The following is a 26353-nucleotide window of genomic DNA, read 5'->3' as shown; positions in this document are numbered from 1 at the left end:
GACTAAACGCTCCAATTCGATGCGAACTCGTCCAGCTCGTCCTGGGAGACCAGAGGGATGTCCCACTCGCTGCGGGCCGCCGGGTCGTCCGCTGCGGTGTCGTCCGGCGCGGGGACGGCCGCCGCGGCGATGGCGCGTACGGTGCGGTGGGCGAACACGTCCTGCGCCGTCAACACGAGTCCCGCCGCCCGGGCCTTGCTGACCAGTTGGATGGAGACGATGCTGTCGCCGCCCTGGCGGAAGAAGTCGTCGTCCGCGCCGACCCGGGCGAGCCCGAGCACCTCCGCGAAGATCCGGGCGACGATCTCCTCCTCGGGGGTGGAGGGTGCCGCGCCCGAGGCGGACGCGGCGGCGTCCGGGGCCGGCAGCGCCCGCTGGTCGAGCTTGCCGTTCGGGGTGACGGGCAGCGCGTCCAGGACGACCAGCGCGGAGGGCACCATGTAGTCGGGCAGCCGGGCGGCGAGCGCCTCGTGCAGCTCGGCGACCAGGGCGCCGTCCCTGCGGCCGGCGAGCGGGTCGTTGGCGTACCGGTCGGGGGCGGGGCCGGGCAGGTACAGGTCGCGGTAGGCGGGTTCGGGGACGCCGGTGCCGGCGTCCGGGACGAACACCGCGTCCAGCCGTCCGTCGGTCACCGCGGCGGTCCAGGTGACCAGGGTGCGGTAGCCGGCGCGGGAGCCGATCTCGGTGAGCGCGCCCACGGCGATGCCGTCGGGTGCGGGGACGCCGTCGATCTCCGCGACGGCGACCAGGTCGGCGGCGAGCCGCCCGTTGGGGATGCCGGTGACGCGCAGCGGGGCCCGGCCGGGCTCGCGCAGCCGGGCGGCGAGACCGGTGAGGCCGTCGGCGTCGTCCCAGGCCAGGACGGGCACCGAGCCGAGGGAGACGGCGTCCGCCGGGTTCTTGTGCAGCACCACGTCGTACCGGTAGCGGCTGAGCTCGTTGTCGTAGGCTCCCTGCTTGATCCGGATGTCGACGCCGCCGAAGCCGTCCAGGACGCCCGCGAGGGTGTCGAACAGACCGGGGTCGACGAGCAGTTCGGTCTCGCGCTCGACGGCCCGGTCGACCGCGGCCCGCGCGGCGTCGGCGCTGTCGGAGGGGTGCGCGACGCGGTGGACGCCCGCTCGCATGCAGCGCAGCAGCCGGTGGTCGCGCAGGTCGCCGAGGAAGACGGCGCCGGTGTCGCCGAGCAGGGCGAACGCCTTGCGGATCACCTCGGTCAGATAGTCGACGCTCGGGAAGTACTGGGCGACGGAGTTGATGACGACGGTGTCGAACGAGCCCTCCGGCACGCCGTCCAGGCGGTGTGCCGGGGCGGCGGTGAACCGGGTCCGTCCGGCGAGCACCGGATCGGCGGCGGTCTGGCGGCGCAGCGTCTCGATGACCGTGCCGGACAGGTCGGTGCCCCAGTACAGCTCCACGTGCGGGGCGACCGGCGCCATGATCAGGCCGGCGCCGACGCCGATCTCCAGCACCCGCTCGGGCCGCAGGTCGAGGATCCGTTCGACGGTCGCGGCGCGCCAGGCGCGCATCTCCTCCTCGGGCAGCACGGAGCCGTCGTAACTGCTGTGCCAGCCGGCGAAGTTCTCGCCGAGCGGCGGGCCGTCCTCGGCGGCGGCCCCGTACACCTCGTCGTTGATGACCTGCCACTTGTCGACCTGGTCGGTCTCCAGGCCGGTGTCGCGGTCCTCGGCGCTCTGCCGGGCGGGCACCACGTAGCCGACGAGCCTGCGCTCACCGGGCCGGTCCTCGCGGAGGACGACGGCCGCCGACGCCACCTGTGGCCGGCCGGTCAGCACCTTGGCGATCTCGTCGGGTTCGACGCGGAAGCCGCGCAGCTTCACCTGGTCGTCGGCGCGGCCGACGAACTCGAGCCGGCCGTCGGCGCGGTGGCGCACGAGGTCGCCGGTGCGGTACATCCGCTCGCCCGGCTCGCCGAACGGCGCGGCGACGAACCGCTCGGCGGTCAGGCCGGGCCGGCCCAGGTAGCCGCGGGCCAGGCCGCAGCCGGCCACGTACAGTTCGCCCGCGACACCGGGCGGGACCGGGTTGAGCCGGGCGTCCAGCACGTACACCCGCATGTTGGTGATCGGGGTGCCGATGGGCGGGACGGCGGCCTCGGTGAGCGGTTCGCTCATGGTCGCGCAGACGGTGGTCTCGGTGGGGCCGTAGGCGTTGATCATGCGGCGGCCGTGGGACCAGAGGCCGGCCAGTTCCGCCGGGCAGGCCTCGCCGGCGACGGTGAGCACCAGGTCCGCGGGCACGGCGGCCGGGTCCAGGCCGGTCAGCGCGACCGGCGGGATGGTGGCGTGGGTGACGCGGTACTCGGTGAGGAACCGGGCCAGCGCGTCGCCGAGCAGCAGCCCGGCGTCGACGGGCAGGACCAGCGCGGCGCCGCGCAGCAGCGCGATGCAGGTCTCCGACACGGCCGCGTCGAAGCTCGGCGTGGCGTACTGCACGACCCGGCTGTCCCGCTGGATCGCGAACCGTTCGATCTGCGCGGCGGCGAGGTTGCCGATGCCGCGGTGGGTGACGACGACGCCCTTGGGGCGGCCGGTCGAGCCGGAGGTGTAGATGACGTAGGCGGGGTGGTCGACCGAGGCGGGCCGGACCCGTTCGGCGTCGGTGAGCCGGGTGTCGGGCCGGGCGGCGATCTCGGCCGCGGTGGCCGGGTCGTCGACCACCAGCGTCGGCGTGTCCGGGACGACCTCGGCGGCCGTCCCCGCGACCTCCGCGCAGGTCAGCATGAGCGCGGGCGCGCAGTCCCCGGCCATGAACGCGACGCGGTCGCGCGGGTAGCCGGGGTCGACCGGGACGAACGCGGCGCCCGCGGTGACCACGGCGAGCTGCGCCACCACCAGGTCGACCGACTTCGGCATGACCAGCAGCACCCGGTCCTCCGCGCCGATCCCCCGCGCGACGAGCTGCCGGGCCAGCCGGTTGACCCGCGTCTCCAGCTCGGCGTACGTCAGTTCCTCGGCGCCGGCGACCAGCGCGAGGGCCTCGGGCGTACGGGCCACCTGGGCGGCGAACAGGGCGGGCAGGGTGTCGAAGTCGACGGCGCGTGCGGTGTCGTTCCACTCGACGAGGACCCGCCGGCGCTCGTCGTCCCGGAGCACGTCCAGCTCGCTGAGCCGGGCGGACGGGCGGACGGTCGCCGCCTCGAGCAGGCGCACCAGCCGCTCGATGAGCAGCTCGACGGTGGAGCGGTCGTACAGGTCGGTGGCGTACTCGACGGCGCAGACCATGTGGTCGGGGGTGTCACCCTCGCCCTGCACCTCGCGGAAGTCGAAGAGCAGGTCGAGCTTGGCGGTGCGGGTGACGGCCGGCTCGATCCACGCGTCGAGGCCGGGCAGGTCGAGGGCCGGGGTCGCGTTGTTCTGGAAGCCGAGGCCGATCTGGATGAGCGGATGGCGGCCCGCCGACCGCTCCGGGTTGACGGCCTCGACCAGCCGCTCGAACGGCAGGTCCTGGTTGGCGAAGGCGGCGAGGCCGTCCGCCCGGGCCTTGCCGAGCAGGTCGTCGAAACGGGGGTCGCCGTCGAGGCGGGTGCGCATCACGAGGGTGTTCACGAGGAAGCCGACCAGGTCGTCCAGCGCCTCGTCGGTGCGGCCCGCGATGGAGATGCCGAGGGGGACGTCGTCCCCGGCGCCGAGCTTGTTCAGCAGCGCGGCCAGCACGGTCTGCACCACCATGAACGGGCTGACGTCGAACTCCCGGGAGCAGCGCATGAGGTGCTGGTACTGCTCGGCGGTGAGCGCGAAGCGCAGAGTCTCGCCGCGGTAGGTGGCGACGGCCGGCCGGGGCCGGTCGGTGGGGAGGGTGACCTCCTCGGGCAGCCCCGCCAGGTACTGCCGCCAGTGGGCGAGCTGACCGGAGATGGCCGAGCCCGGGTCGTCCTCGTCGCCGAGGATCTCGCGCTGCCACAGCGTGTAGTCCGTGTACTGCACCGGCAGCGGCCGCCAGTCGGGGATCCGGCCCTGGCTGCGGGCGGTGTAGGCGGTCTCGAGGTCGCGGGTGAGCGGCACCAGGGACCAGCCGTCGCCGGCGATGTGGTGCACCGGCATGAGCAGTGCGTGGTCGTCCTGCGCGACGCGGAAGAGGTGGGCGCGCACGGGTGCCTCGGTGGCCAGGTCGAAGCCGATGGCGGCCATGTCGGCCATGGCCTCGTCCAGGTCCGCCGCGGCGATCTCGGTCACGCCCATGACCGGGGTGGCCTCGGCGGCGGACAGGACGTGCTGGCGCGGGGTGCCGTCCCGGTCGGGGAAGACGGTGCGCAGGCTCTCGTGCCGGGCGATCACGTCGCCGATGGCGGCCTGCAGCGCCTCCTCGTCGAGCGAGCCGCGCAGCCGCACCACGAGCGGGATGTTGTAGGTGCCGGCCCCGCCGTCGATCTTGTCGACGAACCACAGCCGCAACTGGGCGAAGGACAGCGGGATCTCCTCCGGCTTGTCCATCACGGTGAGCGGGCGCCGGGCCTCGGGGACGTTGCCCGTGCCGGCCAGCCAGGCGATCAGCGCGGCCGGGGTGGGGTGCTCGAAGACGGTGCGGATGGCCAGTTCCACGCCGAACGCGGCGCGGATCCGGCTGACGAGCCGGGTGGCCAGCAGCGAATGGCCGCCCAGGTCGAAGAAGTTGTCGTCCAGGGAGACCGACGGGAGGCCGAGGATCTCCGCGAACAGACCGCAGAAGATCTCCTCTTCAGGTGTGCGCGGGGCGCGGCCGGAGGTGGCGGCGCCGAAGTCGGGTGCGGGCAGCGCCCGGGTGTCCAGCTTGCCGTTGGTGGTCAGCGGCAGCGCGTCGAGCTGCACGAACCAGGACGGCACCATGTGGTCGGGCAGTTCGGCGGCCGCGTGCTTGCGCAGCGCCGCCGGCTCCAGCGCGGGGCCGTCGCCCCGCCCGCCGACGACGTAGGCCACCAGCCGCTTGTCGCCGGGGTTGTCCTCGCGTACGACGACCGCGGCCTGGCGCACGTCCGGGTGGCGCAGTACGGCGGACTCGATCTCGCCCGGTTCGATGCGGAACCCGCGGATCTTGACCTGGTGGTCGGAGCGGCCCAGGTACTCGAGGTTGGCGGAGCCGTCCTCCGCCCAGCGCACCACGTCGCCGGAGCGGTACATGCGCTCCCCGGCGGGACCGAAGGGGTCGGCGACGAACCGGGTGGAGGTCAGGTCCGGGCGGCCGAGGTAGCCGTCGGCGACACCGGGGCCGCTCACGTACAGCTCGCCGGGGACACCGGGCGGGACCGGGCGCAGCGCCCCGTCGAGGACGTACAGGCGCAGGTCGCGGATGCCGAGGCCGATCATGCTGCCCGTGCCGGCCGTGGCGTCGGAGGCGTTCAGCATGAGCTCGGTGGTGTGCACGGTGGTCTCGGTGATGCCGTACATGTTCACCAGCCGCGGGGCGTCCTCGGCGTGCCGCTCGTACCACTGGGCGAGCCGGCCGAACTCCAGTGCCTCGCCGCCGAAGACGACGAACCGCAGGGCGAGTTCCGCGCCCGTCTCCGGCTCGTCGGCGTCGGCCTGGACGAGCTGGTAGAAGGCGGAGGGGGTCTGGTTGAGCACGGTGACCCGTTCGCGGGCCAGCAGCCGCAGGAACTCGTGCGGTGAGCGGGTCACGTGGTGCGGCGGCACCAGGAGTCCGGAGCCGTGCAGCAGGGCGCCCCAGATCTCCCACACGGAGAAGTCGAAGGCGTAGGAGTGGAACAGCGCCCACACGTCGTCCGGGCCGAAACCGCTCCAGTGGCGGGTGTGGTCGAGCAGCCGGATCACGTTCTGGTGGGCGACCACGACGCCCTTGGGGCGGCCGGTGGAACCGGAGGTGTAGATGACGTAGGCGGCCTGGTGGGGCAGGAGCGGGCCGCCCCGCTCGCCGTCCTGGAGGGGCGCGTCGGACAGCGCGGCCAGGGCGATGCGGATGAACGGGTCGTCCAGCACGATCGTGGGCACGTCGTCCGCGGGGCGCGCCGCCAGGGTGTCCTGGTGGGCGGTGACCATGGCGGTCGGGCGGGCGTCGCCGAGGATGTAGGCGGCCCGGTCGGCCGGGGAGTCGGGATCGATCGGCAGATAGGCCGCGCCGGCCTTGATCGTGGCGAGCAGCGCCACGGGGAGGTCCGCCGAGCGGGGCATGGCCAGGGCGACGAGGTCGCCGCGCCGCACGCCGCGGGAGATCAGCAGGCGGGCCAGCCGGTTGGAGCGCGCGTCGAGCTCCCGGTAGGTCAGGGTGCGGCGCTCGTCGCCGTCGAAGGCGATCACGGCCGTGTGGTCGGGGTGGGCGGCGGCCGCACCGGCGAAGCGTTCGGTCAGGGTCGACAGCACGGGCTCCGGAGTGGAGGCCACACCGCCCCACTCGTCGACGAGCCGGGTCCGCAGTTCCTCGTCGACCGTGTCGAACGCGCCGACGGGACGGTGCGGGTGGGCGGCGATTTCACCGAGCAGCCGCATGACGAGGCGGTGGTGGCGCTCGGCGGCGCCGGAGCGGTAGACGTCCGGGTTGGCCGTCATGTCGAACCGGAAGCCGCCGTCCGGCTCGGCCATCACGATCAGGGAGAAGTCGTCGTCCTGGCCTGCCGTGAGCGGGTGCAGGGTGGCGGGGACTCCGGCGAACGAGACGGGGACGGTGGCCACGTGCAGGTTGAGGCGGGGCCCCAGCAGTCTCCCGTCGGAGCCGAGGAGCAGCAGGTCGCGGCGCAGGTCCTCGTAGCGGTACCGCTTGTGCCGGGACGCCTCGCGCATCCGCCGGTGGGCGTGCCGGACGAGTTCGGCGGCCGTCATCTCCGGCCGCACGTCCAGCCGTACGCCGATGACGTTGGAGACCATGCCGGGCACGGCGCGGCCCGTGGCGGTGGTGCGGGCGGCGACGGACAGGGCGACGACGACGTCCGTGCTGCCGGTGACGCGGCTGGTGTAGGCGGCGAGGGCGGCCAGCACGGCGGCCGGCCAGCCGACGCCGACCGTGCGGGCCGCGTCGCGGACCTCGGCTCCGACGCCGGCCGGGACGTGCCCGCCGGCCCGGACCTGGTGGTGAGGCATCGCGGTCGGCCGGTCGCCGAGGCTCGGGACGGCCGGGGCGTCGGCGAACCGGGCGGTCCAGAAGTCCCGGTCGGCCTCGAAGGCGGCGGACCGGCGGTAGGCGGCCTCGTCCTCGATCAGCTCGCGCAGCGGGGGGAACGCGCCGGCGGCGGTGTCGTCGCCCGCGACGAGCCGGGTGTAGACCTCGGCGACGCGGGCGGCGACGAGACTCGCGCCGGCGGCGTCCATCACCACGTGGTGGTAGCGGTAGTAGAACAGCGTCCGGTCGTCCGCCACCTTCAGCAGGGCGAAGCGGTACAGCGGCCCGCCGTCCAGGTCCAGCGCGGTGTCCGCGTCGGACCACATCCACGCCTCGGCCTCCTGCCACGGCTCCTCGGCCGTGGTGAAGTCCTTCACGTGCAGCGGCTGTTCGTCCCAGTCGCCGACGGGTTCGACGACCTGGACCGGACCGGTGCCGTCGTCGGTGATCCGCGCCCGCAGGGCCTCGGCCTCGGTGACGACCTGGCGCATCGCGGACACGAACAGCCGCTCGTCGACGGCTCCCTCGATGTCCAGGTACAGGGCCGCGTTGAAGGTGGCGTTGGGACCGCTCAGGCTCTGTGCGTACCAGATTCCGGCCTGGCCGGCGGTCAGTGGCAGAACCGTGGCTGACGAGTCAGACATCTGTCCTCTGTTTTCTTCGGGCCGGGCCGATCCGGTGTTCGGCGGTGAAGGCGTGAAAGGCCGGGTGCTCGGACTACTGACTCAACGGATACACGACCCGGTATTCGCTGTCGCGGGCCGATGCAATTTCCGGAAACGACGTCCCCACGAGGGAATTCGGTTTCTCCCGCCCGCCCGGTCTGCAGCTAGCGGCAAAGGGTCCTGCGGAGGGTCTCGTGCTCCTTAGGATCGGCCCGCAGGAAACGACCTCAGCTCAGAATTAGGGGTACCGTCATGACCGACGCCGAGACGAAGGTGGCGACGTGCCCTGTCGCCCCGCACGGCTGGCCCAACCCGCTGCTGCCGGAGTACGACCAGTTGCCGGAGGGCCGGCCGCTGACGCAGGTCACCATGCCGTCGGGCAGCAAGGCGTGGCTGGTCGCGCGGCACGACCAGATCCAGCGCCTGCTGGCCGACAACCGCTTCAGCGTCGAGCCCCACCCCACGTTCCCGATCCGGTTCCCCGCGCCGCAGGAACTGCTCGACATGATCGCCCGCGACGCGAAGAACCTGCTGGTCACCATGGACCCGCCGCGGCACACCCGGGTCCGTCAGATGGCTCTGCCGGACTTCACCATCAAGGCCGCGGAGAAGCTCCGGCCGCGGATGCAGGACCTGATCGACCACTACCTGGACACCATGGAGGCCGAGGGCGCCCCCGCCGACCTGGTCCAGGCACTGGCCCTGCCCTTCCCCGCGCAGGTGATCTGCGAGCTGGCCGGCATCCCCGAGAACGACCGGGAGATCTTCACCCGGAACGCGGCGATCATGGTGGGCACCCGGCACTCGTACACCATGGAGCAGAAGCTCGCGGCCAACGAGGAGCTGATGAAGTACTTCGCGGCCCTCGTCACGGAGAAGCAGACCAACCCGACCGACGACATGCTCGGCAACTTCATCACCCGGGCCGGGCAGACCGACGAGTTCGACCACCACGGTCTGACCCTGATGACCAAGATGCTGCTGCTCGCGGGCTACGAGTTCATCGTGAACCGCATCGCGCTCGGCATCCAGGCCCTGGTCGAGAACCCCGAGCAGCTCGCCGAGCTGCGCGCCGACCTGCCGGGTCTGATGCCCAAGACCGTGGACGAGGTGCTGCGTTACTACAGCCTGGTCGACGAGATCATCGCCCGTGTCGCCCTCGAGGACGTCGAGATCGACGGCGTCACCATCAAGGCGGGCGAGGGCATCCTGGTCCTCAAGGGCCTGGGCGACCGCGACCCGGCCAAGTACACGGACCCGGACGTCTTCGACATCCACCGCGACTCCCGCGACCACCTGGCCTTCGGCTACGGCGTCCACCAGTGCCTCGGCCAGCACGTCGCGCGGCTGATGCTGGAGATGTGCCTCACCAGCCTGGTCGAGCGCTTCCCCGGGCTGCACCTGGTGCAGAGCGACGAGCCGATCGAGCTCATCGACGGGCTGCCGCCGGTGCACAAGCTGACGATCGGCTGGTAGGCGCGATGAAGGTGACCGCCGAACGCGACCGCTGCATCGGGGCAGGGCTGTGCACGCTCCACGCCCCGTCCGTCTTCGACCAGGAGGACGACGGGATGGTGGTCGTCCTCAACGAGACGCCCACCGGCGCCGACGCCGACGACGCCCGCAAGGTCGCGGAACACCTCTGCCCGGGCAAGGCCGTCCGGATCACCGGCGGCTGACCCCGCTCCCCCCGTCCCCCGCGCCGCGGGTCCGGCACCCCGTCGACTCCGACATCGACCGGGCACCGGGCCCGCGGTCGTTTTCCCCGTACCAGCCCTCGTCACCGAAGTGGACAGTCCATGACCCAGCTCAGCGGATGGAAAGTGCTCAACCCCGGCCGGGACGGCGGCGACCTGGTGCTCGCCGTCGACTTCGCCACCACGGGCCGCTCCGACTCGTCCTTCTCCGACCTCGCCCCGCGCCTCGATCCGGCGCTCGCCCTGTGGGAGACCCGGCAGCCGTCCGGCACCGCCCCCCTGTCCGCCGAGGACCACCTCGTGCTGTGGGACGGCCAGGCGGCGGCATGCGGCCGCAGGGTGCGGGCCGTGCTCGGCTACTGCGCCGGCAGCGTCTTCGCCGGCGAGCTCGCGGCGCGGGTGGCGGCCCGGCAGGGCGATGCGCCCCACCTGGTGCTGTTCGAGCCGGAGGTCCCGGCTCCGGCCGGCCTGTACCGGGACTTCGCCACGATGATGAACCAGTTCGCCTCGGTGCTGACCGCCCAGGAGGTGATCGCCGCCCAGCAGGAGGCGAACGCCGCCCTCACGGCCGACGTGGACTTCGGCGCGTACGGCGACGTCCTCGTACGGATCTTCATGGAGCGGGCGGGCGCGGCGTTCGCCCGCGAGGAACTGGACACCGAGCTGCTGGACGAGTTCGTCGCGGTGTTCCGGTCGTACGTCTCCTACCTGGACGCCGCCCGCCGCATCGACCCGGCCGCCGCCTGGCGCACCGGGACCGCGGTGAACTCCCGTACGCCCTCGCAGGGCGCGGCGCTGGCCGGGCGCAACGTCGACATCGACGTCGACCACGCCGACATGCTGCGCGACGGCCGGGTGGCCGAGGCCGTCAACCGCATCCTCGGCTCGTACGTGGCGTCCTGAGGTGCCCTCGGGAGCTCCGCGGAAGTCCTGCGGAGCTCCCGAGGTCGGCCCGGGGCGTGCGGGTGAGGTGTCCCGGCGTCCTCGGGCGGCCCCGGGCACGACGAACCGGCCCCCGTTCTCAGGAACGGGGGCCGGTTCGCTGCCGGGCGTTCAGGAGGCGGCGGTCATCGCGCGGTCGACCCGCTCCCGCGGCCGGCTGGAGCCGACCAGGGCCCCGACCGTCATCACGCACCGGTCGCCGTCCCAGGTCTGCCCGGACACGAAGACGTTGTCGGCCATCAGCCGGTCGATCCGCGACACATGGCGCAGGACGGCGCCGGGGCGCACCTCGCCGAAGAAGCGGCAGTCACGGAAGGCCGCGGCGACGGGAACGCCCCGCGCGGTGCCGGTGGACAGCCACAGCAGCACCGACGCCTGTCCGAAGGACTCCAGCATCAGCGACCGGGGGTACATGTACCGCGACAGGGGCAGTCCGTCGGCCATCTGCTGGTAACAGGGTTCGGACCCGGAGACCGCCTTGACCACGGTGATCCGCCGCCCGGGGTCGAGGGATTCGACCCGGTCCACCATGAGCATGGGGTGCCGTACCGGCAGCAGGTCGAGGATCCCCGTGTAGTCGGGGCCGGACGGCCCGTCGGCCGCGGGGGGCGGCGCGTCCTCCGGTGGCGGGGCGGCGAGGACGGCGGCGCGGTCGCCGAGCGTGGCCTTCACCGCCGCGACGGGGGTGCCGTCCTGCCGGACGCCGTCGGCGGTCACCCGCCGGCGTCCCGGGCCGTCGGGCGTCACCGTGACGTCCAGGCGGATCTCGTCGCCGCCCTGCATCGGCGCCAGCCAGCGCCCCGACCGCACCTCCAGCAGGTTCAGCGGCTCGTCCGTGCCGACGACGGTGGTCACCGCCTGGCGCAGTGCCTCCAGGACGAAGACCGCCGGCAGCAGCGTCAGCCCGGGGAAGTGCCCCGCCATGTAGGGGTCCTCGGGATCGACGGTCTTGTACACCACGATCCTGGTCCCGGGCCCGTCGGAGAGGATCCGCATCCGGTCCACGGCGCGCAGCGGTGCCGCGTAGGCGCGCCGCGCGGAGTCGGCGGAAGCCCCGGTCACACGAACCACACCTGGTCGTACTCGGGCCAGCGCAGGGCGAGCTCGGCCTGGTTCAGGCAGACGGTCCCGGCGACGAGGCGCTCCGGGCCGAAGCCCAGCGCCGTCACCGCGTCCCGGTCGACGAAGACGGTGCAGTCCTCGGCGATCAGGTCGCGCACGGAACCGCGGTAGTCGGGCAGCGTGTCCAGCGTCATCGTGCCGAGCCGGACCGACGGCCGGTAGACGTCCTCCTCGACGGCGAGCGTCACCGCGGAGCCGCGCAACGCGACGTCGACCCTCTCGAACTGCCCGTGCAGGTCGAGCAGTCCGTACAGGGCGTGGAAGAACTGGGCCTCGACCGCACCGCGGTAGGCACGGTCCAGGACGCACAGCACGGGCGGGCCGAGCCGGCCGCGGGCGGTGGCGGTGCTGCTCATCAGGCCCCTCCGAGGTAGAGCGTCTGCCGGGCGCCGGCGATGGTCGTCGCCAGCCGCAGCGGGGAGCGGTGCCGCACCTGCGGAACGTGGTGCACGGCGCCGCGCTCCTCGGAGCAGGCGGTGCACGCGATCCAGCCGAAGCGGCCGCCGCCGTCGGCGGTCATCCGCTGCACGAGGGCCGACGGGGACGGGTAGTGGCCCTCCGGGTCACGCGTGTTGGGCAGCTTGGTGTCGCCGAAGGTGTCCTGGGTCATCATGTTGGCGTAGCCGCACGCCCAGACACGTACCGAACCGCCCCGGTCGAGCACCGCCTGGGACAGGCGCAGCGCCGAGGTCACCACGTCCGAGGAGTGCGGTGCCGCGGTCAGGATCAGCAGCAGGTCCCACACCCGGCGTTCCATCGCGGCCATCAGTGCCACACCCCCCGGCAGCCGTCCTCCGTGAGCGCGGCGGCGACGACGTCCATGCCGACGAGCCTGACGTGCGGTGACAGGGTGGTGGCGGACAGCGCGCGCTGCGCCGCCGAGAAGTCGTCCACGAGGATCTCGACCCCGGCCCCGGCCAGCCGCCGGATCTCGGGGACGTCGTTGCCGACGGCGCTCAGTACGCCGTCCTCCACGAGGAACACCCGCACCCGGTGCCCGGCCTCGGCGAGCGTCACGGCGTCCATGAGGAACGTGCCCGCGTTGGGACCCGCCCAGTTCCCCTTGCTCTCGACCAGGAAGTAGGACGCGGCGCCGGCACCGGCAGCGGTGCCGGCGGCCGCCGTCTGCGCGTCCATCAACCGCCCAGCTTCCCGTTCAGCAGGACGTGGATGTCGGGGAACGTGCGGACCGTGCCGAGCTCCTCCTCGGGAATCCTGATCCCGTAGCGCTGTTCGAGCGTGACCATGAGTTCCAGGGCCACGACGGAGTCGACGCCGAGTTCCTCGATGAGGAGAATGTCGTCGGTCAGCGCCGAGAGTTCGACATCCAGTGTGTCCGCCACCAGCTCGCGAAGTTCAGACACGTCCAGCGTGGTTTCGGCACTCACCGGAATTTCCTTTCCTCGGGCCATTCGCGCCTTGTACGGAATTACATGCGCGGCTGGATGCTAGGTCAGCGCGGTGGAAGCTGACGAGGCACTCCGCTGGTGGCTGCAGGTACTTGCAAGCACCGCGGTCGGTCAATCCCGGGAATGCATGCTGAATGGCGTCGGCCTTTGTGCCGCCCGTGGCGGCCGTCGTGCCGCGCCGCCGGGAAAGAGCGAACAGCGAGGCAGGTGCACGGTGACGGTGATGGTCACGGGACTCGGTGCGGTGAGCTGCTTCGGCAGCGGCACCGGCGCCCTGTGGGAAGGGCTGCTCGGCGCGAGCCGGCGGCCGGATCCCGCGCCGGACGTCTGCGGCCTGCCGGACCGCCCGCATCTGTACGCGGTGCCGGACGCCGACGCACCGGCGAGAGGCACCGGACGGACCGGCTCGCTGCTGGCGAACGCCGTCGCCGAGGCCGTCGCGGAGGCCGGGCTGACCGCCGGGGACCTGCTGGACGCGGGACTGACCGTGGGGACGTCGCTGGGCGACATCGATCTGTCGGAGCGGGGCGCGGACCTGCGCGCGGGCGCGGACCCCGCCTGCATTCCGCCCGCCACCCACCGTGTGACGGCCTCGCTGGCGGCCCGGTTCGGGATCGGCGGTCCGGGCCAGACCCTCTCCACCGCCTGCTCCGCGGGCGCCTACGCGGTCGCCTGGGGCGCGGAGCTGATCGCAACGGGCCAGGCGGACATCGTCGTCGCGTGCGGCGGGGACGCCTTCTCCCGCGTCGCCGTCGGCACGCTGCAGCGCTTCGGACTCCTGGACGGCGACTGCTGCCGCCCCTTCGACACGGGCCGGGCCGGCATGGTCACCGGGGAGGGCGCCGCCGCCCTGGTGCTGGAGTCCGCCGAGTCCGCACGCCGGCGCGGCAGGACGGCGCACGCCGTGCTGGCCGGGCACGGCTGGAGCTGCGACGCCCACCATCCGATGGCGCCGGAGCCCTCCGGTGAACAACTGCGCCGCTCGGCCGCCCTCGCCCTGGCCGGGATCGACGGTGCGCCCGGCGCGGCCGTGCTGCACCGCGCCGGGGTGGCGGTCAACGACACCGTGGAGGCCACCGCGATCGGCGAGGCGGTGACCGCCGCCGGCGGGCGGGCCGGCTCGGTGCTCGGGTACGCGCCCAAGGCGGTCATGGGTCACACGGCGGGCGCGGCCGGCGTGTTCGGCTGCCTGATCGCGGCCCTCGTCCTGCGCCACGGCCTGGTCCCGCCCAACGCGCACGTCGAGAACCCGGACCCGGACTGCCCGCTGACGGTCCCCCTGGACGGACCGGTGCCGCTCCCGCGCCCCTCGGTCCTGGTCAGCGGCACCGGTTTCGGCGGCAACAACGCGGTTCTGGCCTTGCGGGCCGCCGCGTGAGCGTGCTGATCACCGGCGTCGGCGCCGTCGCCGAGCAACCGCGCCCGGATGGCGAGGCTCCCTGGTTCGACCCGGCCGCCCACCTCGGCCGGCGGGGCTGGAAGTACCTCACCCCGGCCACCCGCTACCTCCTCGCGGCCGGCAACGAGGCACTCGGCCGGCGCCACGACGACCCACCGCTCACCGGCGCCGCCGCCGAGCGGTTCGGGGTGGTCACCGGCACCCAGTACGCCATCACCCGTGTCCACCGCCGGATGGACGCGGTCCTGACGGCCGAGGGGGTCCGGGGGATCAGCCCCGCCGAGGTACCGGGCTTCTCGATGAACACGCCGGGCAGTCAGCTCGCCATCAGCACCGGCGCCCGCGCCTTCTCGGTCACGCTCACCAACCCGGTGACGGCGGGTCTGGAAGCCGTGCATTTCGCGGTCACCGCGTTGCGTACCGGCCGGGCGGACGTGGTGGTGGCCGCGGCGGCCGACCAGGCGCCCGAGGACCACGGCGGCGGCGGCGAGTACGACGCCGCGGCGGCCGTCGTGCTGTCGGCGAGGGGGCGGACACCCGGCTCGGCAGGCGTCGGCCGCCCCCTCGCCGAGGTCACCGGCGTCCTCTCCCGGTTCCTGCCCCCGGCTCCCGCGGGCGACCCCGATGCCGCGGCACTGGAGAGGCACGCGGCGCGGATCGCCGCCCTGGCCCCCGCCTCCGGCGCCGTGGGCCTCCTGGTCGTCGCGCCGCCCGCCGCCGTGCCCCTGGCTCTCGCCGTCCGCGACGCCGTGGTCAAGGCGCTGGCCGCCACCGGGAGCGCGGTGCGGGACCCCGCCGAGGCGGTGCGGGAGGCGCGGCACTGCGCGGTGTCGGGCCTGCTGGAGCTGGTCGCCCTGGCCCGGCCGGGCGCCGGTCCCGCCCTGCTGATATCCGTTTCCGAATCCGGGCATCTCACCGCAACGGGAATCGGCGACGCCGTTGGTCCGGAATTCACCTGAGTGGCGAAGGACCCCAGATCCGTCGGGAATCTTTGACCCGTCCGCCGACCCCCGATAGCGTGCTGATATGACTGTAAGGGCAGTAGAGCCGACCGACCGATTGACCAGGTTCCGCCGTATCGGCGGCCTGGGAGCAGCCATAGCGGTGACACCGTATCTGCTCATCAAAATCGTCTGGACTTTCGGTTTCTTCATTCCGACCGAGGAAATGAGCGGCGCGGACTGGCGTGCGATCAACGCGGCGACCGCGTTCCTCGCCGCCGTCGGCATCGTGCTGGCGATGGCGTTCTCCCGGCCTTGGGGCGAACGCCTGCCCGCGTGGTCGGTGGCCCTGCCCGTGTGGGTCGGCACCGGTCTTCTCGTGCCCATGCTGCTGCTGGCGCCGGTGCTCGGCCCGGCCGCCATGAACCGCGACCAGGAGGCGGGCTCACCGGACTTCTGGGTCTACGAACAGATCCTCGTGATGATCTCGCTGGTCGGCGTCGGGATCGGCCTTCCCGTCGCGCTGGCCGGCTACGCCAGGGCGCGCTGGCCGGAGGCCCTCGGCGGTCCGCTGCGGTGCGCCGAACCGGTCGGCGGCACACGGCAGTTGCAGGTGACGCTGGCCCGGCTGGTCGCGGTCGGCTGTGTGCTGCTCGCCGGGGTCAAGGTCTTCTGGGCCGCGGGCGGCACCCTCGGTCTGGACGCGGACGAGCTGGACCGCCGCGACCTGTGGTGGCACCTGCTGTCGCTGAGCACGGCCGCCTGGGCCCTCGCCGGGGCGTGGGGCATCCTGGTGCTGACCACCCACCGGGGCTCACGCCGTTTCCTCCCGCCGATGGCCGCAGCCTGGGTGTCCTCGGGCATGCTGTTCGCCTACAGCGTCTACAACCTGCTCACCCTCACCGACATGCAGCAGCCCTCCCCCGAACTCCCCATCGCCGGAGCACTGGCCCGCGACGTCAGCGCGGTCCTCGGCGTGGTGATGGGCCTGACCCTGCTGCTGGTCCTGCACGACCGCAAACGGGCGTTGCGCGGCACCGATTGAGGCACACGGACGCACGACCAGGCCCCGCGGGCGCGGTGATCGCGCCCGCGGGGCCTGGTCGACGGGTCAGCGGGTGGTGGCGGCACCGGGCACGGGCAGGGTGCACCACTCGGGCAGCCTGGACCACACCTCCGGTGTGTAGAAGTGCCCACCGGGCAGTTCCACGGCCTCGAAGGGCCCCTCCGTCAGGGACCGCCAGTGGCGTTCCACGTCCGCGAACGGCGCGGCGTCCTCGGACCCGTACAGCACCCGCAGCGGCACCGACACCCGTGAGCCCTCGACGAACCGGTAGGACTCCGTCACGGCGAGATCCGCGCGGAGCAGGTCCACCGCGATGTTGAGCAGCTCCGGTTCGGCGGCGATCGCCGGGGAGACCTGCCCGAGGTCACGCATCCAGCGTACGAGGGCGTCCGCGCTGTCGTCCGAACGCGGCACGTCGTCGCGGGGTACCTCCCGACGCTTGTGCGGGGCGACACCGCCCGACACGACGAGCGCCTCGGGCGGGGCGATGCCCCGGCGTTCGAGCTCGGCGGCCGTCTCGAACGCCACCCAGGAGCCCATGCTGTGGCCGAACAGGATGTAGGGACGCCCGGTGAGCCCCCGCACGGACCGCACCACGTCGTCGCGCAGTTCCGTCCACACCCGGGCGAACGGCGTACCGAACCGGGCCTCCCGCCCCGGGTAGCAGATCAGCGCCAACTCCACGTCCTCCGGCAGGGCGTTCGCCCACTGCCGGAAGGGCGCGGTGCCGCCGCCGCAGTAACTCAGGCACACCAGCACGCGCTCGGCGTCCGGCCGGGGCCGCGGCCGCTGCACCGCGGCGCCGCCCGCCGTGTTCACGATCGTCGCCATTCTCACCGGCTACTCGGCGCCTTCCATCTGGCGCACCAGACTGAGCGGACGCATGTCGGTCCAGTTCTCGTTGACGTAGTCGAGGCAGGCCTGCCGGCTGTCCTCGGGGTGCGCCACCGTCCAGCCCGTCGGCACCTCGGCGAACGCCGGCCAGAGCGAGTGCTGACCCTCGTCGTTGACCAGCACGCGGTACTGGGCGTCGTTGTCCTCGAAGGGATTGGTGCTCATCGTCCACTCTCCAAGCAGTTCGCTACTCGTTCCCTGTACGGCGATGTCATGCGCTGCGCTCCCGGTCCCGGACCGCAGCGGACTGCGGACCGTGCGCGCCCGGTGAACAGCTGAAAACCACGGGACATTTCCAGACCCTTGGCCTGGCACGTGGCCGCCGGCCGGGAACGGCCCGGATTCCGCGCCATGACATCCATGCGACCGGTTTCCGCGAACAGAACAGAGGCCCGGAACTCGCGCTCACGCATCCTGCCCCCCAATGCGGCAAAACCCGCGGCAGAACCCGACCACCAAAACCGCCGCACCGGAAACGCTACCGATCGCGAACCGGGCCTCAGCCGCCCTTACATGAACCTGCACCGGCCCCGGGGCGGACGTACTTTCCCCACGCATGTTCCTGGCCGCCGGGACACACGGATGCCGGCAGCGCACCGCATACAGCAGAAGGGCCCCTCCTCGGGAGAGGAAGGGCCCCTGAACACGCTCGCTTCCGCGCAGACGCCGGCGGCTACGCGGGATCCAGCACAGGCCGCTCGGGGAGTCCGCCGTTCTTCTCGCAGCGCAGTTCCTTGGCCATGGCCAAGGAGACGGAGTGGGCCACGGTCGCGTAGGCGTCCTTCAACGCCTCGACGTCACCCTCGGGCTCGGTCGGCATGCCCCAGCGCTCCACGCCGATGACGATGTGGGCCACCCCTGCCGCTCCGACCAACTTGTCGCTCCGGCACGCGAACCGGATCGACGCCCTGTTCGCCGCCGCAAGGGTGCGCTCCCCCATTTTCAGGACGGTGAAATCCGCGGCCGGAGTTCCCGTCGGAGGCCCGTCGACCAGCCCCCAGGTGACTCGGATCGCGAAATCCGGCGTACCGTCGGCCGTGTAGATGCGGCATACGTCGTCGCGCCCCCCGGTGGGGACCGGAAACGCCTCGACGAGGTCCGTCGCGGCCTGCGCGACGGTGGATTTCTCCGCCGTCGTCCCGAACCGCGACGACCCCGTGATCACCTTCAGTGCCTTGGACGCCTGGGCGGACACGGCGTCGCCACCGCAGAGTGCCGTCCCTGCCACAGCCTTGTCGGCCGCCTCCTCGTCTCCGTCCCCCTCACAACCGGTGGCCCCGAGACACAACAGGCCGGCCACGGCCGTGGCAAGGAGTCCGGCGCGCACCGGCCTACGACTGATCACTGTCCGCATCCTCACGTGTCCTCGGCCGCCGGCCTCAACCGGTCTCGGGGCGGTTGCCCTGCTGGTTCTCCCGGTCGTTGCCGACCCCGTAGCCGATCAGCGCCGCTCCCGCGCACGGTCGCCCTGACCATGCCAGCCGTCTCGTCGCCCATCCTTCCGTGTCGCTTCCGTGTACTCCGACGGCTACGCGGGATCCAGCACAGGCCGCTCGGGGAGTCCGCCGTTCTTCTCGCAGCGCAGTTCCTTGGCCATGGCCAAGGAGACGGAGTGGGCCACGGTCGCGTAGGCGTCCTTCAACGCCTCGACGTCACCCTCGGGCTCGGTCGGCATGCCCCAGCGCTCCACGCCGATGACGATGTGGGCCAACCCTGCCGATCCGACCAACTTGTCGCTCCGGCACGCGAAATAGACGTGGGCCTTGTCCGCCGCCGCCACGGTCCGCTCACCCATCCTCAGCACGGTGACATCCGGAGCCGAGGTGTCCGTCGGGGCGCCGTCGGCGAGATTCCAGGTGATCCTGAGCTCGAATTCCGGCGTGCCGAGGGGCGTGTAGACACGGCAGGCGTCCTCGGTCACGGTGGAGTTCGGGAACGCTTCGACAAGGTCCCCTGCGGCCCGCGCGACGGTGTACCTCTCTGCCGACGCCTCGAAGCGCGACGACCCCGTGATCACCTTCAGTGCCTTTGACGCATCGGCGGACATGGCGTCCCCACCGCAGAGCTGCGTCCCCGCAACGACCTTGTAGTCGTCCGGAACTCCGTCCTCGCCCTCGTCCCCTCCACACCCGGTGGCCCCGAGAAGCAACGAGCCGGCCACGGCCGCCGAGAGCACTCCCCCGCGTACCGACCTACGACTGATCACTGTCCGCATCCTTACGTGTCCTCGGCCGTCCACCCTCAGCCGGTCTCCGGGTCGTTGCCCTGCTGGTTCTCCCGGTCGTTGCCGACCCCGTAGCCGATCAGCATCGATTCGCGCAGGTCCTGACCGAAATCGCTCTTGATGTCCACGCCGTTGTGCAGCAGGAACTCCTCCATCGGGGACTCGGCCATGCTCTCGCCGGAGGAGTAGATCTTGGTCTTCTCCTCCCTGGTGAGCTCCTCCACCTTCTCCTTGTGCTCATCCACCGAGTTGTCGGAGATGTTGCCGACCACCTGGCTGATGAGCTGCTCTGCTGCACCACTGGCGGTGTCGGTCGCCAGCGGAATGAGCACAGCGGCCGTGCCCACGGCCGCGGTCGCGGGCAGGAAGGCGACGCCCGCCGCGATGCCCGCCGCGGCCCCGAACTCGACCCAGCCCGCCCGCTTGGCGACGGCCTTCTCGTAGTCCTCGTGCGTCTTGAGGTTCGTCGCCTCGACCTGGTCGGCCCGGGACTGGTCGAGCATGCCCTGCACCTCCGCGCCCACGCGCACGGCCGCCCTGGCCCTGGCCTCGACCGCCTCGGTGATCTTCCCGTCCGGGCCCACGGACCCTTCCAGCACGCTGCGGGTGTAGACCTGCTCCGCGGTCGAGACCGTCGCGTAGGCGTCCGGATGCTGGCCGAGGGTGCTGAGGAAGCCCCGGACGACGCTCCGCCCGTTCCCGTCCACGGTGTCCGCGAAGTCGACGTGCCCGTCGGGGTTCTTGCCCGGCGCGAACACGCTGCCGGGATCGTTCTTGTCCAGCGCCCAGTTGATGTCGTCGATGTAGCCGGCGCCCATGACGCCCAGGCTGTCGGCCATCGCCTCGTGGTGCTCCTTGAGCAGCCCCGGGTCCGCGCTGTACTTCTCCATGACCTTCTGCATGACCGCGGCGTTGTCCTCGTCCCGCACCACGCCGGGGTCCGGGTGCCCGGTCGGGTAGCCGAGGGTCGCTGCCTCCAGGGCGTGGCCGAGGGCGTCGGGCATCTGGTCGAGCGACGCCTTGAGTTCCTTCTCGTCGAGCGAGTTGACGTCGGGGAAGGACTCCCACTTCTCGCTGGTGAAGAAGTCGAGGTAGTTGTCGATCGCCTCGCCGTCCTTGTTCTTTCCGAGGTCGGCCGTGGCGCCGTGGTTGACCGTGCCGTCCTCGTTGTACGCGGTCGGCGGGTCGGTGAAGAACTTCTTCGCGGCTTCCGGGCTGTTGCCGAGCGCTTCCAGCATGGCGGTGGCCGGGTCGTAGCCGGCGCCGTTCACGCCGGAGGGGTTGAACGGGTTCTTGAAGGGACTGTTCACCACCTTGTTGTCGGCGAACATGTACGGGTCCTTCTGGTGGAGCTGCGCGACGTGTTCGGCGATCGGGTTGAGGAACTTGGCGTCGTAGTTCCCGTACCGCATGATCCCGCCGAGCAGTTGGTACCCGAACGGCCCGTTGTAGTCGTGCTTGGCCAGCGGGATGCGCTCCGTACCCAGCTTGCGCAGTTCCGGACCCCACTTCTCGGTGAAGTCCTTGTCCTGGGAGGCGGTGGCCAGGTTGAGGCCGAGGTTCTTCTGGAGCTCCTGGACGTCCTTGAGGCGCTCCGCGTCGACCTTGCCGTACTCGTACGTGTCCGTGGAGAGCTGGCCGAAGAACGCGAGCGACTTCTCGGGGCCGAGCTTCTCGTAGAAGTTCTTGGAGAACTCCACCGAGGAACTGTTGTCCTTCAGCAGTTCGTTGAGCTGCTCGAGTTCCTTGTGCGTGAGGTCCCGGCCCTTGGCCGCCAGAGCTGCGGCGCGGGCGGCCTCCTCCTGGTCCAGCTTGGTGTACTTCGGAGCGCTGAAGTCCTTGCGGTCGGTGACGTTGGCCTCGAGGGTGTTCTTGAGGGTCACGTCGGTGTCGTTGCAGTTCTCGACGATGCGGTCGATCTTCTTCTGCCACGACTCGATGTTCTTCTTCTCCTCCTGGAGAAGCCGGCTGTAGTCGGGGTCATGCCGCGCCTCGGGGATCTCGGACAACGGCTTCCGCGCCGTGACCTTTCCCGCGGCATCCACGCGGATACCTGCCGCGGGCCCCTCGTGGTCCCGGATGTTGACCAGGTCGTCCTTGGCCTTCTTGATGGCCGCGTGACCCTCTTCCAGGATCATCTTCACACCCTTGGCCTCGGCCGCGGCGTCCGCGAACTCCTTGGCCGTCTTACCGATGAACGCCTTGGTGACGCCCGCGTTGACGCCCTCCCAGGCCGCCTTGTCCGCCTTCTTCTTCATGCCGTCGGCGGCTTCCGTGGCAAGCTTCTCCAGCTTTCCCGCCATCTCCGACCAGTCGTCGGCGGCTGCCTTCAGCTTCCCCACCGGGGCGTCGATGATGTCCTCGTACTTCAGCATGTCGCGCGCTCCCCCGAGCCCTATTTCATGTATTCCGTCAGCACGGATATCCGCAGCAGATCGCCCTCGATCTTCGCCTCGTCCTTGGCGTGCTGGGCCTTGCTGAAATCGAGGTGGTTCGAGATCTGCGCGCAGGCGTCCAGCAGCGTCTTCAGGTGGGTCTGCCAGAAGTCGTGCACCTTCAGCACGGCCGAACCGCTCACGAAATTCCCGTTGGTCAGCGCCGTCGCCGCGTCGAACGTGGAGGCACGGGCCATGTCGCCCTCTTTGCCCAGCCGGCCCAGCAGGTCATACGCGTCATTGCCGATGGCGCCGAGATCGTCCCGGTTGACCACCAGGTCCTTCCCGCCACCACCCCCTCCGCCGCCTTCGGCCGGAACGCTGTTGATCTGCATGGCAGTCCGCTCGGCCGCCGCCGCGCGCAGTTCGGCCCATTCTTGCTCGAATGTCACGAATTCTCCCAAGTCCACCCAGGCAGGCCACTCCACCGTACTCACGCGGCCACCGACCTGATTGCCTGTCCCTTGTATCATCACCCGCCCTCGGGCGGCCGGTGGTCGACTCCCCGAATCCCGCACGACAACGATCGAATCCCCGCACGTAATGCCCAGTGGAAGCGAGCCTCCCGGCCTGCGCGAAGAAAGGTCACCGCTTCAGCGATTCGCACCGCTGGTGAGCCGGCGGAGGTCAGCGGCTTCGGCGATGGCCTGGTGTCCGCGGTCGTTGGGGTGGAGGTGGTCGCCGGAGTCGTAGGCGGGACGCATGCGCGTGGGGTCGGCGGGATCCCTCAGGACGGCGTCGAAGTCCAGAACGCCGTCGAAGAGGCCGCTGCGGCGGATGTAGGCGTTGACGGCCTGGCGGCAGCGCTCACCGGCTGGTTCGTAGCGGAGGAACCCTCCGTAGGGCGGGATGGTGGTGGCGATCACGCGGACACCGCGGGCGTGGGCGCGGGAGACGAATTCCTGGAACCCTCTGGTGATCGCCTTCGGGTCGTACTGGTGCGGGGTCTGCTGGATGTCGTTGATCACGTCGGTGAGCACGATGGTGTCCACTCCGGGGACGGCGAGCGCGTCGCGGTCCTGGCGGTCCAGAGCGCTGGGCCGGCCGGCGTCGTTCCTGGTGAGCAGCCGGGTGGCGGTGACGCTGGCGTTGACGACCGAGACGGGCAGGCCGTCCTCTTGGAGGCGCCGGTCGATCCGTTCGGGCCAGGCGGCACCGGGGAGGGTCCTGTAGCCCCCGGAGACCGATGCCCCGATCACCACCACGGTGCGGTGGGAGGGGTCATCGGTCCGTGCGGTGACGGTCAGCAGGGCGCAGAGGATCAGCATGGCGGCGGCGATGAAGGCGGTCCGGGGCCGCTCGAGCGTGGCCGTCATGTCAGCGGCCCTTCCGGCTGGACGGGCTCGTGGCGTGGGCGCCTCGGAGGAGCCGTCGCCGGCCGGGCTGCTCGACCCAGCGGTACAAGCCCCAGGACAGACCGAGGGAAACGGCGAAGACGGCGGTGGCGAGAGCCAGGGCGGGCCCTGTCCCGAGTTCGGGACGCCTGCCGAGGAGTTCCTCGGCACTCCGCATGACAAGGATGTGGATCATGTAGAAGGCGAAGGAGAGTTCGCCCAGCCGGACCAGCCGGCGGCGGCGCCACAGCGAGCGGGCTCCGTGCAGGTCGTTGAGTGCGGCCGCCGGTATGAGACAGGCCAGTCCGATCACCGTGAACGCCGCGTAGCTGCTGCCGCCGGGAAGCTGCTGGGCGAGGAAGTAACCGATGAGGGTGAGCCCCATGGCGGCCTCCGACCCGGGCCCGCGCCACGCCCCGATCTGGACGAGACGGCCGATGGCCGCGCCGAGGATGAACTCGGGGAACCGGGCGAGCGGGAACGAGTGCAGCGTCCAGCCCAGAGCGAGGTACACGTTGGTCAGGGGCAGAAGGATGACCACCGCGGTGCAGGCCATCGCCAGGGCGGTGAGGCCGCGGGCGTTCGTGCGGCGCAGGCCCGTGTACAGGGCGGGGAAGGCCGCGTAGAAGAACGCCTCGCAGGTCAGCGACCAGCTGACCGGGTTCAGTGCCTGCCACCAGGGAGAGTTCCAGGAGCTGACCAGCAGGAGGTTCGCCGCCGTTTCCGCGGGGCCGCTGGGGCGCAGGCCCGGCACGAGGGTGAAGGCCAGTACCAGGGCTGCCGCCGCAGTGACCAGGTGCACCGGGTAGATCCGGGCGATGCGCCTCTGCCAGAACGCCCGCGCGCTGTCTCCCGGGCGGGCCGACCATGCCAGCACGAAGCCCGACAGGATGAAGAAGAAGGACACCCCCGTCGCGCCGGCACCGAACGCCCAGTCCACGATCCGGGCACTCTCACCATCGAAGTAGCCGAAGTTCCGGACGTGGTAGACGAACACCACGAACGCCGCCACCCAGCGCATGCCGGTCAACGACGGCAGAGCCACAGCCGTCGGTGCCGGTGAGGCCGTGGCCGTCCCTGTGCCCATTGCCTGCAGAGTCATGGCTTCACCCGGCCTGCGTACGGGACGGCGGACCGGAGAGCGGGGCAGCACAAATCAGCGCGTGCATGAAGGGGGTCCTGTCACGAGGTTTCGGACGTCGCCGCGTGGAACAGGGCGTCGTGCGCCTGCACGGGCGACATGTCGAACGTTCGGCGAACGGTCCGTCGACGGTCTGAGTTGACGGGCGTACCGCCAGGAGGGGTGCCCGAACTGCTCGGTTCGGGCACCGTATGCGTCGTCAGCTCGCGCCGGAGTGCGTCTGTCCGGGCTTGTCGGTGACGAGTCGGTTCAGGACAGCGGTGGTGGCGGTGACCTGACCGGCTTTGGCCCGGGAGGTGTCCTTGAGCATGACGCTTCGCTCGCCGAGGAACTCCAGGCTGTGCTTGTCGAAGATCCACTCGGTGCGCTCGCCGTTGTGGACGCGGGCGACGGCGATGCCACGGCGACCGGCCGCGTCCACGGAGTCGTTCACGACGGTGACGCCAGGAATCTTCGCCGCGGCCTTGTACAGGGCGGCACTGACCTTCGGCGGCGCGAGCTGCTCGCGCAGCAGGTCGCCGATCGTCACGAACGCCTCCTGGTCCGGGCCGGGCCCGGCGCCCTCGGTCTCGTCGTAGATCTTCTTCAGCAGTGTGCCGGGGTCGGTGGGCAGCGACTCCAGGTAGCGGTAGGTCGGGCTGTTCAGGGAGGGCGTCCCCTCCCCCGGAACGGCCACACGGGGCTGGGAGTTGGTGCCGTCCGGCCGACGGACCGTGGTGTGGCCGTCCGCTTCACTGACGACGACGCCCTCGTGGCCGGCGTCCAGCTCCGTGTCCTGCCCGTTCTCGCGCAACAGGCCGGGGCGGGTGCCATCGGCCGAGAGCCAGATCTGCCGTAGGTGCGGCTTGTCGAGGCGCATGACGGAGTCCGTGCCGTTCTGGCTGGAGTAGGCGACCTTGCTGGCGATGTACACGTACTGGTCGTCGCGGACGGTGGGCGTGGCCTTGGACGCGGCGACAGTGGCGATACGGTCCAACAGCACCGCAGCCGGTGTGGCATGGGTTCCGCGCTCCGACGGGCCGGAGGCCACGGCCGAGCCGGGCTGGGCGGTGGGATGTTGACCGAACACACCACCGGTCGCCAGGGCGAGCGCCGTTGCGCCCGCGGCCAGCGGGATCGCCGTGAACGTCAGACGGCGGCGACGCCGGGTCGGGAACTCGGCCGTGGCGGTACGGGTGCTGTGCTCGATCTCGCGCATCAGATGGTTCCTCAGAAGCTGGTGGCGGCGTCCGGGCACGTCCCGTTCGGCCGGGGCCGGCAGCAGCCGGGCCATCTCCTCGCGCTCGGCCTGGGTGGGCCTGGGCGGCTTGGGGCTCATCGGGTCTCCTCGTGGGTGGGCCGGACCGCAAGGACGCGGTCACCATCTACCTGTCCGCGGACCACCTCCGAGTTCCCGCTCCTCGACGGAACCTCGGCCCCGGCGAACTTGCGGAGCTTCTTGCGGGCGCGCGAGAGGCGGGAACGGACAGTGCCCACCGGGATGCCCAACGCCTGGGCCGCGGCCGCGTAGTCCAGACCGGACCAGATGCACAACGCGACCACCTCGCGCTCCGCGCGACGCAGCCGGGACATCGCCGCCTGCAGCGTCGCGACCCGCCCCGCGTCGTCGATGCGGTCGACCAGATCCTCGGCGAAGTCCGGGAACACCTCCTCGCGCGGGAGACGGGTGACTGCCGCTTCGTGCCGCCGCGCGGCCCGGCGGGTGTTCCTTGCCGTGTTGGTGGCGATGCCCAGCAGCCACGGCCGCAGTGACCCGCCGTCCAGGTCCACCGTTCCTCGCAGCCGCCATGCTTCCAGGAAGGTCAAGGACAGCACGTCCTCGGCCGTCGACCAGTTGCCGGTCAGCCGGAAGGCATGGTTGTACACCGCCCGGGCGTAATCATCGAAGAGACAACCGAATGCCTCGGGATCTCCCGCCCGTATGCGGGCGCGCGCACTTATCTCCACACCATCGGACTGTCCGGGCAGCCCGGACCGGTTCCCGGAACGTGATGCACGCCACTGACAGGAGTTCCCCTCCGAAAGGAAGGAGCTTTC

22 protein-coding genes are annotated in these 26353 nt (G+C 71.5%); 6 read left to right on the top strand and 16 right to left on the bottom strand.

Annotation, left to right across the window (positions count from 1 at the left end):
* Window positions 1-2: 2 nt before the first annotated feature.
* Complete coding sequence (locus ACH499_RS12735) at window positions 3-7691, bottom strand: amino acid adenylation domain-containing protein (RefSeq protein WP_399015366.1); 7689 nt, start codon at window positions 7689-7691, stop codon at window positions 3-5.
* 273 nt (window positions 7692-7964) lie between these two features.
* On the opposite strand from ACH499_RS12735, the gene ACH499_RS12730 reads away from it, so the two are divergent.
* The 3 genes from ACH499_RS12730 (at window position 7965) to ACH499_RS12720 (ending at window position 10312) form a co-directional block, all read left to right on the top strand.
* Complete coding sequence (locus tag ACH499_RS12730; protein ID WP_356205585.1) at window positions 7965-9188, top strand: cytochrome P450; 1224 nt, start codon at window positions 7965-7967, stop codon at window positions 9186-9188.
* Between the two features lie 5 nt (window positions 9189-9193).
* On the top strand, window positions 9194-9391 hold the full coding sequence (locus ACH499_RS12725; RefSeq protein WP_356205586.1) for a ferredoxin: 198 nt from the start codon (window positions 9194-9196) through the stop codon (window positions 9389-9391).
* A gap of 120 nt (window positions 9392-9511) precedes the next feature.
* Complete coding sequence (locus tag ACH499_RS12720) at window positions 9512-10312, top strand: hypothetical protein (RefSeq protein WP_356205587.1); 801 nt, start codon at window positions 9512-9514, stop codon at window positions 10310-10312.
* A gap of 150 nt (window positions 10313-10462) precedes the next feature.
* Here ACH499_RS12720 and ACH499_RS12715 read toward each other — a convergent pair whose 3' ends face one another.
* The 5 genes from ACH499_RS12715 to ACH499_RS12695 are packed head-to-tail and all read right to left on the bottom strand — an operon-like array spanning window position 10463 to window position 12861.
* The gene (locus tag ACH499_RS12715; RefSeq protein WP_356205588.1) at window positions 10463-11413 is read right to left on the bottom strand and encodes a hypothetical protein; all 951 of its coding nucleotides are present in this window, start codon (window positions 11411-11413) and stop codon (window positions 10463-10465) included.
* Window positions 11410-11829, bottom strand: coding sequence for a hypothetical protein (locus ACH499_RS12710; RefSeq protein WP_356205589.1), 420 nt, complete (start codon window positions 11827-11829; stop codon window positions 11410-11412). Before ACH499_RS12710 ends, ACH499_RS12715 begins: the two co-directional genes overlap by 4 nt.
* Window positions 11829-12239, bottom strand: coding sequence for a hypothetical protein (locus tag ACH499_RS12705; RefSeq protein WP_356205590.1), 411 nt, complete (start codon window positions 12237-12239; stop codon window positions 11829-11831). The genes ACH499_RS12710 and ACH499_RS12705 overlap by 1 nt, the downstream gene beginning before the upstream one ends.
* Entirely contained in the window at window positions 12239-12610 is a 372-nt protein-coding gene (locus ACH499_RS12700; RefSeq protein WP_356205591.1) for a DsrE family protein, read from the bottom strand. Before ACH499_RS12700 ends, ACH499_RS12705 begins: the two co-directional genes overlap by 1 nt.
* Window positions 12610-12861, bottom strand: coding sequence for an acyl carrier protein (locus ACH499_RS12695; RefSeq protein ID WP_356205592.1), 252 nt, complete (start codon window positions 12859-12861; stop codon window positions 12610-12612). Before ACH499_RS12695 ends, ACH499_RS12700 begins: the two co-directional genes overlap by 1 nt.
* Before the next feature lie 244 nt (window positions 12862-13105).
* Here ACH499_RS12695 and ACH499_RS12690 point away from each other — a divergent pair, with 244 nt between their 5' ends.
* From ACH499_RS12690 to ACH499_RS12680, 3 genes are all read left to right on the top strand, one after another.
* Entirely contained in the window at window positions 13106-14260 is a 1155-nt protein-coding gene (locus tag ACH499_RS12690) for a beta-ketoacyl-[acyl-carrier-protein] synthase family protein (protein ID WP_399015362.1), read from the top strand.
* A complete protein-coding gene (locus ACH499_RS12685) occupies window positions 14257-15240 on the top strand; it encodes a beta-ketoacyl synthase N-terminal-like domain-containing protein (protein ID WP_399015360.1) in 984 nt (327 codons plus the stop codon). The genes ACH499_RS12690 and ACH499_RS12685 overlap by 4 nt, the downstream gene beginning before the upstream one ends.
* Window positions 15241-15448: 208 nt before the next feature.
* Complete coding sequence (locus ACH499_RS12680; protein ID WP_399015358.1) at window positions 15449-16267, top strand: hypothetical protein; 819 nt, start codon at window positions 15449-15451, stop codon at window positions 16265-16267.
* Window positions 16268-16333: 66 nt separating this feature from the next.
* On the opposite strand, the gene ACH499_RS12675 is transcribed toward ACH499_RS12680, so the two are convergent.
* The 10 genes from ACH499_RS12675 to ACH499_RS12630 form a co-directional block, all read right to left on the bottom strand.
* The gene (locus ACH499_RS12675) at window positions 16334-17119 is read right to left on the bottom strand and encodes a thioesterase II family protein (RefSeq protein WP_399015356.1); all 786 of its coding nucleotides are present in this window, start codon (window positions 17117-17119) and stop codon (window positions 16334-16336) included.
* Window positions 17120-17128: 9 nt separating this feature from the next.
* Entirely contained in the window at window positions 17129-17347 is a 219-nt protein-coding gene (locus ACH499_RS12670) for an MbtH family protein (protein WP_356207341.1), read from the bottom strand.
* Between the two features lie 508 nt (window positions 17348-17855).
* Window positions 17856-18536, bottom strand: a complete 681-nt coding sequence (locus ACH499_RS12665; RefSeq protein WP_399015354.1) for a hypothetical protein — start codon at window positions 18534-18536, stop codon at window positions 17856-17858.
* A gap of 174 nt (window positions 18537-18710) precedes the next feature.
* Entirely contained in the window at window positions 18711-19229 is a 519-nt protein-coding gene (locus ACH499_RS12660; RefSeq protein ID WP_399015352.1) for a hypothetical protein, read from the bottom strand.
* Window positions 19230-19423: 194 nt separating this feature from the next.
* Window positions 19424-21781, bottom strand: a complete 2358-nt coding sequence (locus tag ACH499_RS12655) for a hypothetical protein (protein WP_399015350.1) — start codon at window positions 21779-21781, stop codon at window positions 19424-19426.
* Between the two features lie 20 nt (window positions 21782-21801).
* Window positions 21802-22233, bottom strand: a complete 432-nt coding sequence (locus tag ACH499_RS12650; RefSeq protein WP_356207334.1) for a hypothetical protein — start codon at window positions 22231-22233, stop codon at window positions 21802-21804.
* Window positions 22234-22434: 201 nt separating this feature from the next.
* Entirely contained in the window at window positions 22435-23157 is a 723-nt protein-coding gene (locus ACH499_RS12645; RefSeq protein WP_399015348.1) for a GDSL-type esterase/lipase family protein, read from the bottom strand.
* A 1-nt stretch (window position 23158) separates the two neighbouring features.
* On the bottom strand, window positions 23159-24277 hold the full coding sequence (locus tag ACH499_RS12640; protein WP_399015346.1) for an acyltransferase family protein: 1119 nt from the start codon (window positions 24275-24277) through the stop codon (window positions 23159-23161).
* A gap of 238 nt (window positions 24278-24515) precedes the next feature.
* Entirely contained in the window at window positions 24516-25634 is a 1119-nt protein-coding gene (locus ACH499_RS12635) for a CU044_5270 family protein (protein ID WP_399015343.1), read from the bottom strand.
* Entirely contained in the window at window positions 25631-26263 is a 633-nt protein-coding gene (locus ACH499_RS12630) for an RNA polymerase sigma factor (RefSeq protein ID WP_356207322.1), read from the bottom strand. Before ACH499_RS12630 ends, ACH499_RS12635 begins: the two co-directional genes overlap by 4 nt.
* Window positions 26264-26353 lie beyond the last annotated feature (90 nt).

The sequence above is a fragment of the Streptomyces sp. NPDC018947 genome (assembly GCF_044390505.1).
Classification (GTDB): Bacteria; Actinomycetota; Actinomycetes; order Streptomycetales; family Streptomycetaceae; genus Streptomyces.
This window is presented reverse-complemented; position numbering and strand designations above follow the sequence as displayed.

Excerpts from the sequence above, each read along its gene's own strand:
- ACH499_RS12675 (WP_399015356.1), bottom strand. The coding sequence starts at position 17,119 with ATGGCGACGATCGTGAACACGGCGGGCGGCGCCGCGGTGCAGCGGCCG.
- ACH499_RS12725 (WP_356205586.1), top strand. The coding sequence starts at position 9,194 with ATGAAGGTGACCGCCGAACGCGACCGCTGCATCGGGGCAGGGCTGTGC.
- ACH499_RS12730 (WP_356205585.1), top strand. The coding sequence starts at position 7,965 with ATGACCGACGCCGAGACGAAGGTGGCGACGTGCCCTGTCGCCCCGCAC.
- ACH499_RS12670 (WP_356207341.1), bottom strand. The coding sequence starts at position 17,347 with ATGAGCACCAATCCCTTCGAGGACAACGACGCCCAGTACCGCGTGCTG.
- ACH499_RS12660 (WP_399015352.1), bottom strand. The coding sequence starts at position 19,229 with ATGTCCGCCGATGCGTCAAAGGCACTGAAGGTGATCACGGGGTCGTCG.
- ACH499_RS12735 (WP_399015366.1), bottom strand. The coding sequence starts at position 7,691 with ATGTCTGACTCGTCAGCCACGGTTCTGCCACTGACCGCCGGCCAGGCC.
- ACH499_RS12665 (WP_399015354.1), bottom strand. The coding sequence starts at position 18,536 with ATGCGGACAGTGATCAGTCGTAGGCCGGTGCGCGCCGGACTCCTTGCC.
- ACH499_RS12655 (WP_399015350.1), bottom strand. The coding sequence starts at position 21,781 with ATGCTGAAGTACGAGGACATCATCGACGCCCCGGTGGGGAAGCTGAAG.
- ACH499_RS12710 (WP_356205589.1), bottom strand. The coding sequence starts at position 11,829 with ATGAGCAGCACCGCCACCGCCCGCGGCCGGCTCGGCCCGCCCGTGCTG.
- ACH499_RS12680 (WP_399015358.1), top strand. The coding sequence starts at position 15,449 with ATGAGCGGCGCGGACTGGCGTGCGATCAACGCGGCGACCGCGTTCCTC.
- ACH499_RS12690 (WP_399015362.1), top strand. The coding sequence starts at position 13,106 with ATGGTCACGGGACTCGGTGCGGTGAGCTGCTTCGGCAGCGGCACCGGC.
- ACH499_RS12700 (WP_356205591.1), bottom strand. The coding sequence starts at position 12,610 with ATGGACGCGCAGACGGCGGCCGCCGGCACCGCTGCCGGTGCCGGCGCC.
- ACH499_RS12635 (WP_399015343.1), bottom strand. The coding sequence starts at position 25,634 with ATGAGCCCCAAGCCGCCCAGGCCCACCCAGGCCGAGCGCGAGGAGATG.
- ACH499_RS12705 (WP_356205590.1), bottom strand. The coding sequence starts at position 12,239 with ATGGCCGCGATGGAACGCCGGGTGTGGGACCTGCTGCTGATCCTGACC.
- ACH499_RS12640 (WP_399015346.1), bottom strand. The coding sequence starts at position 24,277 with ATGACTCTGCAGGCAATGGGCACAGGGACGGCCACGGCCTCACCGGCA.
- ACH499_RS12720 (WP_356205587.1), top strand. The coding sequence starts at position 9,512 with ATGACCCAGCTCAGCGGATGGAAAGTGCTCAACCCCGGCCGGGACGGC.
- ACH499_RS12645 (WP_399015348.1), bottom strand. The coding sequence starts at position 23,157 with ATGACGGCCACGCTCGAGCGGCCCCGGACCGCCTTCATCGCCGCCGCC.